Below are 11,923 nucleotides of genomic sequence, written 5' to 3'. Positions count from 1 at the left end.
ATTATTTCGCGTTTACAATGACTTCAAGGCATTCGACAATATTAAGCTCAAGCTATTTGTGAGGGATGACATTTGGGGAAGAATCACGGAAGGCGGTTTTGCCGAGGCGAGCCATATAACGAGGACAGCAACGATCACCTGGAGCTACGAAAGCCTTCTTAATTTATTCATTCGGAGGTTGGTAAACAACAAAGAGTTTGTTGAATCTTTTAATGTAGACGTAGCAAGCGTTGAGAAAGATTTCGACAAGCAGACAGAGCTAACCGAGATCATTTTTCCAGATAAAGTTGAGACAGGTAACAACCCGAGCACGTTTCGACGGATGGTGAACCGTGTTCAGGATGGTAGCGGTAAGTCAGCGCCTCGCGAACTAATCCATATGTCCGAGATGATCAGGCAGCAGCAAATTGGCCGCCTTGAGAGGGGAGAGGACGAAACCTCAGGAAACGCTCTCTTTGAAAGGGCTGTATTTAAGCCCGCTTTGCGGGAAGTGAGTAAAGTCAGATATGAGCAAACTTTTAAAGCCGAAAACCCATCCCTGTCGACTTACACTGAAAAAATGAAGGGACAAAAAGCTGAGCATACTTCAGAGACATTAGCTGCCCTTTGGGGGGTAAGTGGAGCCGATCTGGATTCTGTGATTGAGAGGTTGTTGAAGGCGGGATTCTTCGAAAAGAGGATAATTAAAGAGGAAATAACCTACTGGGTGCCGTTCATCTACAGAGATGCTCTTGAATTAGTTCAAGGGAAAGCCGGATAGTTTATGGGAGATTTCCCAATACCAACGCCTATTTGAGCCAAGCCATGAGGGATACAGGCGGCCGCCTTTGGGAAGCTGCACCGCAGCGACAGGCGGCCGCATGAATGGCAGGTCAGGGCCGTTTGCGGCGGGCCGTCAGAACGGCTGAGATATGGCCTGACGAGTTTAAGTAAGCGCTCCGCAGACCTTCTTTCATAACCCTTCGGATGGAGCTAACGTCGGTCTAATGAGCACAGTATGATTGGGGCAGTGAGATGTTTTTGAAGAACGCTTGGTATGTCGCGGCCTGGGACCACGAAGTTGACCGCGAGCTTCAGCAGATCACAGTCCTTGGCGAAAAGATCTGCGTTTTCCGCTCCGAGGCGGGAGAGCTTGTGGGACTGGAGGACGCTTGCCCGCACCGCAAGCTGCCGCTCAGCAAGGGACGGATCAAGGGCGATACTGTTGAATGCGGCTACCATGGCCTGACGTTCGACTGTGCCGGACAATGCGTCTGGGCCCCTGGCACCGGCCGCATTCCGTCTAACGCCAAAGTGCACGCCTATCCGCTGCACGAAAAATACGGGCTGGTCTGGATTTGGATGGGCAATCCTGCGCTGGCCGACCCATCAGATATCTTCGAAATTGAGAACTATGATGATCCCGCATGGGGAATTAACCGTGGTGCCGCGATGGAACTGGACTGCAACTATTTGTTGATGTGCGACAACCTGCTGGACCCGACGCATGTCGCATGGGTGCATCAAAGCAGCTTTGCTGCTGCTGCGACTAAGGACACGCCACTACGGATCACGAAGACTGATGAGGGTATTATCGTGCATCGCTGGATGATGGATCACGAGCCGGCGCCTTTCTACAAGAAGGTCGTTGAGTTTGAGGGCAACTGTGATCGCCTCCAGCATTATGAGGTGCGCTATCCCTCCCACGCCCTGATTAAGGCAGTATTTACGCCAGCCGGCACCGGCGGACCTAATGGGCCTCTGCATGAACAGACCTTTGTCATGGACAGCTACAATTTCATGACGCCGACAAACGAGGGCCAGACACGCTACTACTGGTTCCAGCTGCGCAACATCCGACCGGATGATGAGGCACTATCTAAAATGATGACCGAAGACGTGCAGCATGCGTTCGAGGAAGATCGTGCTATACTTAACGCGGTGCAAAAGGGGATGTCCAACAAGACCACCCCGCACATTGATCTGCCGATTGACGGCGGGCAGCTCCGCTTCCGCAGGCAATTGCAAGCGATGATAAATGAAGAGCAGCAGGTGGACCAGCAGTTGGCTGAGTAGCCAGCCCCCCGTCAGTTTTCGAGCCACAAGATAGCATTCTGGCATCAAAGGGACCCTCGCCATTGCGCCGAAAGCCAATCAAAGCGCCGTGAATGAGGTCAGCGCCGCGAGTTATCTCGAGCATGCTCTTTGAATAGCCCCGCGTTTCTTAGACGCTTTCGTGTCTCAGTTTCTGCTGTCGTTCGAAGTCGACGGGCGACAGCATCCCGTTCCTCGCATGCTTGCGCTTCGGGTTGTAGAACATTTCGATGTAATCGAACACGTCCTGCCTGGCTTGGTCGCGTGTTCTGTAGGCTCGCCGCCGGATCCGTTCACGCTTGAGCAGGTTGAAGAAGCTCTCGGCGACAGCATTGTCATGGCAGTTTCCACGTCGGCTCATCTAATGCTCAAGATTGTGGGCCCGCAGGAAGGAAGCCCAGTCCATGCTGGTGAACTGGCTGCCCTGATCCGAATGGATCAGCACCTGGGCCTTCGGCTTTCGTCGCCAAACGGCCATTAGCAGCGCCTGCAGCACGACGTCGGTTGTCTGACGGCTTTGCATGCACCAACCCACCACGCGCCGGGAATAGAGGTCGATGACCACGGCGAGATAGGCGAAGCCCTCCTGGGTTCGGATGTAGGTGATGTCGGTCACCCAAACCCTGTCCGGGGCGCCGACGTCAAACTGTCGGTCGAGAGTGTTGTCGACCACGACGGACGGCTTGCCGCCATAGCTGCCCGGGCGACGCTTGTAGCCGATCTGCGCTTTGATGCCCGCCAGCTTGGTTAGTCGCGCCACACGGTTCGGGCAGATGCTCTCGCCCTGATCGAGCAGGTCATCGTGTAGCTTGCGATACCCGTAGACCTTACCGCTCTCGCCCCATGCTTTCCGGATCAGCTCGGTCTGGCGCTTGTCCTCCTGCGCCCGCTTGCTCAGCGGGGTCTTCAGCCAAGCGTAGAAGCCGCTTGGCTGGATGCGCAGGCATCGGCACATCGCCCGCACAGAGAACTGTCCCCGATGCTCGGCCACGAACGCGTATCTCACTTTGCATCCCTGGCGAAATACGCGGTGACCTTTTCTAGGATGTCGCGCTCCTCCGACACCCGCGCCAGTTCCTTCTTCAGGCGACGAATCTCGGCGTCCTTCTCAACTTCCCCGGTCGACGCCTTCGCGAACTTCCGCTTCCATGCATAGAGTGAGTGCTGGCTCACGCCGAGCCGCTCCGAAACCTCTTTGACCGGGTAACCCCGCTCGGTGATCTGCGCGACCGCATCACGCTTGAAATCGTCGCTGAACTTGCCTGTCCTCATCATGGCCTCCTTGCCTCAAAATTAGGGAAGAAGGCGTCCACGAACCATGGGGCTATTCAAAGCGCCATCAGGTTATTCATAATGCCGACAATAGCGTAAGGACAACGATCGCCAGCACTGGCCCGTTCTGCGCTTATCGAGGGGTATAAAGCTCTAAACCAAGTTTATGTGACAGCGATGGGAAAGCTTCACCCCAGCATCAACGACGACCGACCACTGGCCGCTAAGGGCCGGGAGTGTCGTGGTTTCTGCCAGGGTAGTCACGCGACCTGCCGCAACGCCGCATGATTGCTTCGAGCCCTCAGCGGACGCGGCAAAGCAGCTCATTCACTCCACGGGTGGACATGAACGTCGCGCCCAGAATGCTCCTTCATGATTTTCACGGCAACGTCCTCCCGCTTCTTGTCCTTAACCCTCACCCAAAGCAAGATTCCGCCGTGCTCTATTTGGTTCGCATAGTATTCTTTGTGGTGCTTGCCGACGCGTCGGGCCAGCAGGGTCCCTATCACGGCAGCTGGCACGCCCCCGATTGCGATTACAGCAATTGATGCCGCGAGAGTGCTTGCTGCCGTTAGCATTGCGGCCATCGCAACATATGACCCAAGAAAGAAAAAACCGCCTGCTATACCGCCTTCCAACTCGCCGATAGCCTCTTCGGATACAAATGCTGCGCGGGGCGCGTTGGGATTGTCCGCCAGTTCGGAGGCTCGCCAATATGCTTTTCCCAGCTTTTCCTGCAACACTTCCTCTTTGCCGAGAAGGCTGATGTCATACCGGCTGAAGCCGACCATCCGCAGATCGTAGAAGGCGCTTTGAAGGTCTGCAAAGCTGTCGAAAACACCTACCGCCTCGGGTATGTTGATGACGGTCGTGTCGTGTTCTGCTTTATCGGTGCCGGTCACGGCGTCTCCCTTCCTTGCAGCAATTACCTCGCTTTGCAGTTAGGGGGTAACCGCTGAGAACGCATTGATCTAAATCAATGAACCTTCGCGTCAGTCCGATAGAAATACCCAGAAGAGACGTGCAGTGCCTCCAGGGCAACAATTACGGACAAAGGAGTTCTTGCCACGAAGGGCTTCGCAGGTGACGTAGAAAGGTTGACGGAAGAGAACAGTAACTTCCGCCAAGTTCTCTATAATGGTCAAAACCTCCAGTTGGTGCTGCTGGCGCTGCAACCCGGTGCGGAAATTGGTGCGGAAACTCATGGCGACCGCGACCAGTTTTTTCGCTTTGAAGCTGGTTCTGGGGAAGTGTGGATCGACGGCGGTATCAACAAGGTCAAGGCCGATGACGGTGTGATCGCTCCGGCCGGTGCTAAGCACAATGTGGTCAACACTGAGTCGAGGCCACTACGGCTCTATACAATCTATGGACCACCCGAGCACCTGGAAGGGACTGTTCACAAGACTAAAGCGGATGCCGACGCATCCCATGAACACTTTGATGGGCGGACGACAGAGTAGTGTATTTCAGTCGCTCGTCGACAGTTTCGAACGACAGCAAGGTCCGCGCTGCTGACCTTGGCCTGCCCGACCATGCTGCACGACGCCATTGATGACCGGTTCGGGGAAGCCGCACCGCGGCGACCTGCTGCCTCTTGTGGGGCAGCTATGGGCCGTTCGTGTCGATCGACACAACCGGCGGTAACCACGCGTGAGAGAAACCGGGTGATGTGATTGGTCCAGAGAGAACGCGTTACATCTCAGGTGGTGAAGAATGGGCTTCAATCGGCCACGCCCAAAGGGCCGTGGCCGATTTGGACTTGTCGCGATTTCCAGATCATTTTTCACCCCATGAGCGGCTGGTCACAGCCGCAATTCAACGCAGAACCGAGCAAAGCCGGAGCGAGCCCCTGTTGCAGGCTTCCGGCCTCCAGGCTTGACCGTTCTATCGCGAGGGTTCGCAAAAAATTCAGAATTTTAGCGACGGAAACCTTTCGGGAGAACGTTGAATTAAGAGTAAACAATAAGGCAGAACCCAATGCAGCACCTAACGAAACGATGCGCCACTATTCTGGTCTTGGCAACGACAGCAGTGGCTGTTGTGCCAATGACGGCTATGGCGGACAAGGTCGTTATAAAGAAGGCCCCCTATAGCAATAACACCAAGGTGAAGGTGGTGAAGAAAAAACAGCGGCATGCCGTTGGTTACCAATTCCGCAAGCAGGATGTAATCGTTGTCAAAGACTGGAAAAAACGTGGCCTGCCGAACCCCGGTCGTAACGAGGTTTACGTCTCGGATGGAAGCGATATCTACTTGGCGGTAGCTGCAACGCTTTTGGTTACGGCTTTGATTAACTAAGAAGCGCCCAGACTATCTGACTAGCGCTGTCCACGCTGCAGTTATTCGTTTTCAGAAATGCTGTGTCGTCCACGCACGGCAAGAATGCGAAAGCTGCGGCGCGGCGAAAAGCGCACCGGTCAATGTCTCCTTAGGGCCGTTGGCAACGCGCTTCATGAAGGGCGGAAAGCGGTAGTTCGTTGCATATGCAAAGGGGCAAGGCCTTGACCTCAAAGGCGGACCTTGGACGCGAATTTGTGATGATTCCTCAAGTGCGGGCGAACGCGCGACGGCGAGAAAGCGAACGCTCGTGGCTGGCCAGACGCTGACTGACCTGCTACCTAAATGGTCGAACAAGTTACGATCGTAAGATTGGCGGGTGCCGAGTGCAGGCTGGGCGTGACCTCGGAGCAATCATGATCCGGGAAGGCTACTGCGGTAGTTTTTGGTGACTCAATCATCACGACAGCTGGCGGCACCCCGAGCCGACGAGAACATCAAAAATGCCATCGAACTCTTTCGGCCTCCGGGTGCTGTCCGATTCCTCGCCAACTGGGACGTAGATGACCGTTCCGGCACGCCCACGGGTCAGCAGAACCCGGTAGGTGTTGATACGATACTGTTGCTCTGCATCTTTTCGCAGCAACTGCCAGTTGGGCGCTCGCATCTTTCTGGGCTTCCACGCCTGCCCATCCCAGATCAAGTCGTTGCCCCAGCACAAACCCGCGTAGTCGATTTCGAGACCCTGGCACACGAACTCGGAAAGCGGCGTCTCCAGGGCGTTCGATGATCGGAAATCGCCTGCCGGTTTGAGGAACCAATGCACAACCGTTTCAAGACTGTCTGAACGAGGCGACGGCGGCACGCCTTCCGCGACAAGACGCGTTGCACCACTGCTGGCGAGTAGCCCGACACGTTGATCGCCACGGCGGCGCGTTTGCAAGCAGGCTTTCATTTCTGAAAGATCGCGTGTCACGAAGGCGGGCGCGTGTTCCATCTCATCGGCAATCTCTCGTGCCTTGTCGATGTTGCCATCCAACAGAGCGGCGACCCAGCCGCCATGCAGATTGTTCCGATAGGCTCTGAGGTTCGAGTTCAGATGCAGTTCCGGATCGTTCACGAGCGATACGTCTGCGCCCGACGCGATATCGAAGAACCCGAGTAAGCCCTCCCGTGCAGCCAAAGCCTTCTCTGAAATATGTGCAGTCCAGTCCTCAGACTTTGCAAGCGCCTCGCCCCACAGAGCGAGACCTCCTTCACCTCGGTTGATTTCCTGTCCTGAACCCACCAGGCATACGAGGCACGCCCAGGGGAGGCGCCCCATGATCTCCATGAACAGCTCAGGCTCTGACTTTGCCCGCCCGAGCAGCTTGAGACCGGTATCGGCATCCCAGGCGCGCTGCGCCTCATCAAAGACGATGACGTTTTCTGGAGGGCGGGCGTTTGCGGCAGCGTGATCTTTCAGATACCCAAGAAGGGTTTGAAGCGCTTGTTGCGCTCTCCGCTTGGCTTCGTCCGCCTTGATGCCTTCACGTCGGCGCGCATCGTCTGCGATTGCCGCCTGTAGCACGAAAACCAAAGGTCGGTTGCCGCTCAGAAGAGCAGCCGGTTCCTCAGCGACCCGACCGGCGGTTCCCGAGAACACCAAGTCCAGCCCCAGCAGCGTCTTGCCGGAACCCGGCTCACCGGTAACGAAACAGATCACCTTCTTTTGGTCTCGGCGCGCTTCTTCGGCGATTACCTTCAATCTGTTGGCGGTTCGCTCCAACGCCTCTGCCGTCGCGTCCGCGCGACCGATTTCTCTCACCGAGTGACCGGAATACAGGCTGCGCGCCGCCGTCACGATATCAGGCGTCGGGCTATAACTGGCGGCGTCATATGACTGCCAGTCGATCTGATCGCCACCAGACAAGTCTTCGATCGCGAGGAGAACGCGCGAAAGACCTTCGCCATTCGTCCGGATGCACTGGCTCACATCATCGATGAAGTCGATATTCTCGGGCAATTGGGACTTGCGCGCCTGGTCGCTGCACAGGACAGGCACGATGCGCTTTCCATGGCTGGCTGCATGAAAGTCTCGTAGGCAAAGGGCGTAGTCGACTGCCTGATCAACATCTGGGCCGGTGAAATTCGTTGCCCCAATCTTGAACTCAACGCAGGCGATCACGTCGCCGACCAAGATAATTGTATCGATGCGTCGCCCTAACCGCAGAAGCGGCAACTCAAGGAGTATGCCCCAACTATCACTGTCTGCGTTTCTCAGAGCGTCTTTCAATAGGTCGATTTGAATGCGCCAAGCACGGATCTGCTGGGTCTCATTTCCGCTGTGTTCAGAGCCAACCCGGGTCGCCAGGCGCCCAAGGATATCTTCCGTCGATCGCGCCAGAAAATCAGGAACGCTTGCGGCAAAGTATGACTTGGTCACCATCACGGATATTTCTTCAATAGGACTGCTTCGCAGGGATGACGCCTCGAACGCCTCCACGAGGGTTGGGAACGTCGCCGTCTCGGCGCGGGATCAAGTGGACATGGCAGTGAAAGATCGTCTGCCCGGCAGATGCCCCTACGTTTACACCCACATTGAACCCAGTAACGGTTGGATCTTCTTCCCGAATGCTTGAACGCAGATTTTCCAGCACCCGGCGGATCGCATTCAGCTCGGGCTGGAAAAGACCAAAGTAGTCGGAGACGTGTCGTTTCGGGATGACGAGCGTGTGTGAAGGCGTCACCGGGAACCCGTCGCTGATAGCGTAGCACAGCTCGTTCTCGGCAATCACTCGATCCGAGGGAACTTCGCAGAAGATACATCCTTTTTCGCGCAGCTCGTAACTATCCGACACTCCGCGAAAGTCCGCATCGTCCTGGTCGCGTTTGTTGGTGTTGCATGTGATGCAGAGTGCCTGGAAGTTGCTCAAGTCGTCCTGACCGCCCCTATTGCGTGGGACGATGTGGTCGACATGAAGGGCAACCTCTTCGGCGGATGCGCCGCATAGTTCACAACGATACTTGGCACGCTTCAAAACTTCGTAGCGGACTGATCCGGGCACGTAGCCCTTTGCGTTGACCCGATGCTGCCAGATGTTAACGCCACGCCGCTCGATGTAGTCGGCGATCTTCTCTTCACATTCGGCAATCAACCGGTCTCGGTCCCTGGCCTGCACGTCGACAAAGTCTTTCAATCGGTATCCGACGATGCGGCTCCCTTTTTTGACCGGAACGACGACGCCATTGTTGGTGAGCACCTTACCCACCATGTTCTTGGTTCGGATTTCGTAGTATTCGACCTGTGACCGATCGTGCGACAATAGCGCCTTCGCGATCTGCTCGACCGTTGCCTCACCGTCGGACTTCAGCAGTTCACGCAGCATCACCGGTTGATACACGTGCGACATCCGCATGTGCTCGGTAATGTAGCGGTGCAGGTCGTCCGGTTTCATGCGTCCCTCGCCAAGAACGGCAATCCTTTGATTTGTATTCTTGATTCACTGGCAAGTTGACACCTTTCAGGGCGCGTTTCCAGTGCAAGTTGCATTCATAAACGAAAAGTCGCCTCACATGGTTGCCACTCCGGGCGTCCGACCATCGGTCCTGATGTTGAACATCCCTCACATCAGGAGAGTGCATGAACGGTCGGAGAAAGATCCAGACGCGTCTGGACTGCGCCTGTAGCGAATTACCGCAAAGCGGCCTGCGACAGCAGCATTGAAACGTATGGGTCGACGTCCGCTGTGGTGAAGGATTTTCGATGCGGGCCGTGGTGCAACGGTGCGGCGTGGTCCGTCGTCGGCCCGCGTTGGAAATCCTCCCAAGGTGGAAGCCGCGGTTGCCAGGCGCTGTCTATGGGGAAAGTGAGTTGAGGTTTCCAGAGACGGTTGAGCGTGACTGACGGCTCGAAGGATGTCGACGGCCTCCAAGGGAGCCCGGATCTGCGTTGGTGATCATATTCGGTCTCGGGCGCCGCATTTCACCGGCGGTTCGCGGGCGCTGGACCGCGTGAGGCAAGCCAGGGGCAGTCCGGAACGGGCGTGAGAACCGGAGTGTTGTTCGTGGTAGTGACGGGCGGTTCGTCATGCGGCCTGCTCCCGCGGTGGTGCGCGCGACATCGGTTTCTGGCCGCGACGGAAGACCTCGACGATGCGCATCGGGCCACCGCAGCACGGGCACGGCTCGCGCAGGGTGAGCGGCTCAGGCTCCGCTGGTTCCTGTGCTTCCAGTTCGGGCGGCCGCTGCCGGAGGAGATCGCGGATGCGGGCGATGGTGGCCTTGCGTGTCGCGCTAGCCAGCAGGCCGTAGTGCCGGATGCGGTGAAAGCCCCCGGGCAGGACGTGCATCAGGAAACGGCGGATGAACTCGGGCGTGGCCAGGCGCATGACCCTTTGTCGATCGCCGGATTTGACGCGGTAGTCCTTCCAGCGGAACGCCACAGTCTCGGCGTCGGCGCTGATCAGGCGATGGTTGGAGATGGCCACTCGGTGGGTGTAGCGGCTCAGGTAGGCGAGCACGGCCTCGGGGCCGCCGAAGGGCGGTTTGGCGTAGACGACCCATTCGGATTTGCGGAATGGCGCGAGCCAGGCGGTAAAGGCATCCAGGTCCTCGAGGCGTTCGAGATCACCGTAGAAGTCCAGCTCCTTGGCGCGATGCAGGGCCAGCAGCCCATCGAGAAACAGGCGCCGGAAGAGGCGCGACAGAACTCGCACGTGCAGGAAGAACCCGGGCTTGCAGGCGACCCACCGGGTGCCATCCGGTGACAGGCCTCCGCCCGGCACGATCATGTGGATGTGGGGGTGATGCGTCAGTGCTGACCCCCAGGTGTGCAGGACACTGGTCATGCCGATCCTGGCGCCGAGGCGCTTGGGATCGGCGGCGATTGTCATCACCGTTTCCGCGGACGCCCGGAATAGCAGGCCATAGACGGCCCTCGTGTTCCAGTAGGCGATCTGCGCGATCTCCGCCGGGAGGGTGAAGACCACGTGGAAATACTCCACGGGCAGCAGGTCCTCGGCGCGCGCGGCCATCCAGTCGCGCGCCGCCGGCCCCTGGCACTTCGGGCAGTGCCGGTTCTTGCAGGAATTGTAGGCGATGTGGTGGTGGCCGCACTTGGCGCACCCGGCCACATGCCCGCCGAGCGCCTCGGTCCGGCAGGCTTCTATCGCCGACATCACCTTGAGCTGTGTCAGGCTGACATGCCCGGCATTGACCTGTCGCCACGCAGGACCATGGGCGCGAAAGATGTCAGCGATCTCCAGCTTGGGCCGGGGCACCCCGGCGCCCGGTCACTCCAGACTTCGCTTCACGGTCTGGTCCTGCAGCTTGGCCAGCATCTCGTAGGGGCTGACGGTGTCGCGGATCGTCTTGGTCGCGACATGCGTGTATTGCGCCGTCGTCGTGAGCTTGGCGTGGCCCAGCAGGACCTGGATCACGCGGACGTCCGTGTTAGCCTCGAGCAGATGCGTCGCAAAGCTGTGCCTGAGCGTGTGCAGCGTCGCCGGCTTGCTGATCCCGGCCATGTGCTTGGCCGAGGTAAAGGCCCGGTTCAATTGCCGAGGCGAGATCGGATTGATCTTCGGCTTGCCCGGGAACAGCCAGCCTTCTGGACGCGCCTCACGCCACCAGTCACGCAACAGGTTCAGCAAGCCCGGGGACAGCATGACCTTGCGATCCTTCCGCCCCTTGCCCTGCTCGACATGGATCAGCATGCGATCGCTGTCGATGTCACCGATCTTGAGATTGCAGACCTCGGCAGCCCGGAGCCCCGCACCATAGGAGATGCTGAGCGCCGCGCGATACTTCAGACCGGGCCCGGGTGCCGCCATCAGGATGTCGGACACCTCCTCGACGCTGAACACCACGGGCAACTTCCGCGGCTGGGTGCGGAACTGCATGTAGCGCTTCATGTTCTCGCGCCCGCAGGTCATCCCGAAGAAGAACCGCAGCGCCACGATCCGCACGTTGAACGTGCTGGCCGTGACCCCGGTGTCGGTCATGTGCAGCTGGTAGGCGCGCAACTCCTCCGGGGTGGCGGTATCCGGCGAATGCCCAAGGAATTGGGCGAAATCCTTTATGGCTCTGATATGGGACTTCTGGGCCTTCTCGCCCATCCCCCGGATGCGCATGTCCTCGATCATCCGCGCCCGCAGCGGCGAAATCCTCTCCTCGGTCATGGGAACCTCCTGTCTGTCGATTGAGAGGCCTCAATCGTCAGGCAGCTGCCCACATTCCCAAATGCACAGGATGGCGATCAGTCCCGAACGCCAGCCACGGGCGCCATTGCCGCGCGAGCGGCTTCGTCCTTGGGCCG

General features: G+C 57.9%; 9 protein-coding genes and 1 pseudogene. 4 read left to right on the top strand and 6 right to left on the bottom strand.

The genetic code is table 11. The annotated features are described in order from the left end of the window. Window positions 1-760 (top strand): hypothetical protein (locus tag AC0IPL_RS22045; protein WP_474277468.1); only part of this gene is annotated, 760 nt, incomplete at its 5' end. Between the two features lie 254 nt (window positions 761-1,014). After that, window positions 1,015-2,055: an aromatic ring-hydroxylating dioxygenase subunit alpha gene (locus AC0IPL_RS22040; RefSeq protein WP_474277463.1), complete on the top strand. Its 1,041-nt coding sequence runs from the start codon at window positions 1,015-1,017 to the stop codon at window positions 2,053-2,055. A 148-nt stretch (window positions 2,056-2,203) separates the two neighbouring features. Here the strand turns inward: AC0IPL_RS22040 and AC0IPL_RS22035 are convergent. Then, a pseudogene (locus tag AC0IPL_RS22035) lies at window positions 2,204-3,345 on the bottom strand (IS3 family transposase). Between the two features lie 323 nt (window positions 3,346-3,668). After that, window positions 3,669-4,247, bottom strand: coding sequence for a hypothetical protein (locus AC0IPL_RS22030; protein WP_474277459.1), 579 nt, complete (start codon window positions 4,245-4,247; stop codon window positions 3,669-3,671). 195 nt (window positions 4,248-4,442) lie between these two features. Between AC0IPL_RS22030 and AC0IPL_RS22025 the strand changes: the two genes are divergently transcribed. Further along, the gene (locus AC0IPL_RS22025; protein WP_474277455.1) at window positions 4,443-4,808 is read left to right on the top strand and encodes a cupin domain-containing protein; all 366 of its coding nucleotides are present in this window, start codon (window positions 4,443-4,445) and stop codon (window positions 4,806-4,808) included. Between the two features lie 517 nt (window positions 4,809-5,325). Next, entirely contained in the window at window positions 5,326-5,646 is a 321-nt protein-coding gene (locus tag AC0IPL_RS22020; RefSeq protein ID WP_474277450.1) for an RcnB family protein, read from the top strand. Window positions 5,647-6,085: 439 nt separating this feature from the next. Here AC0IPL_RS22020 and AC0IPL_RS22015 read toward each other — a convergent pair whose 3' ends face one another. The 4 genes from AC0IPL_RS22015 to AC0IPL_RS22000 form a co-directional block, all read right to left on the bottom strand. Beyond that, entirely contained in the window at window positions 6,086-8,053 is a 1,968-nt protein-coding gene (locus AC0IPL_RS22015) for a DNA/RNA helicase domain-containing protein (protein ID WP_474277471.1), read from the bottom strand. Window positions 8,054-8,066: 13 nt separating this feature from the next. Further along, window positions 8,067-9,062: an HIT domain-containing protein gene (locus tag AC0IPL_RS22010; protein ID WP_474277447.1), complete on the bottom strand. Its 996-nt coding sequence runs from the start codon at window positions 9,060-9,062 to the stop codon at window positions 8,067-8,069. Between the two features lie 630 nt (window positions 9,063-9,692). Continuing rightward, entirely contained in the window at window positions 9,693-10,886 is a 1,194-nt protein-coding gene (locus AC0IPL_RS22005; RefSeq protein WP_474277444.1) for an IS91 family transposase, read from the bottom strand. 12 nt (window positions 10,887-10,898) lie between these two features. Further along, a complete protein-coding gene (locus AC0IPL_RS22000; protein ID WP_474277154.1) occupies window positions 10,899-11,786 on the bottom strand; it encodes a tyrosine-type recombinase/integrase in 888 nt (295 codons plus the stop codon). Between the last annotated feature and the right edge of the window lie 137 nt (window positions 11,787-11,923).

The sequence above is a fragment of the Leisingera sp. SA32 genome (assembly GCF_056033425.1).
Note: the sequence above shows the minus strand (reverse complement) of the source record. Positions and strands in the feature narration are given on the sequence as shown.

Coding starts and splice junctions, on each gene's coding strand:
- AC0IPL_RS22010 (WP_474277447.1), bottom strand. CDS start 9,062: ATGAAACCGGACGACCTGCACCGCTACATTACCGAGCACATGCGGATG.
- AC0IPL_RS22040 (WP_474277463.1), top strand. CDS start 1,015: ATGTTTTTGAAGAACGCTTGGTATGTCGCGGCCTGGGACCACGAAGTT.
- AC0IPL_RS22015 (WP_474277471.1), bottom strand. CDS start 8,053: ATGGTGACCAAGTCATACTTTGCCGCAAGCGTTCCTGATTTTCTGGCG.
- AC0IPL_RS22020 (WP_474277450.1), top strand. CDS start 5,326: ATGCAGCACCTAACGAAACGATGCGCCACTATTCTGGTCTTGGCAACG.
- AC0IPL_RS22000 (WP_474277154.1), bottom strand. CDS start 11,786: ATGACCGAGGAGAGGATTTCGCCGCTGCGGGCGCGGATGATCGAGGAC.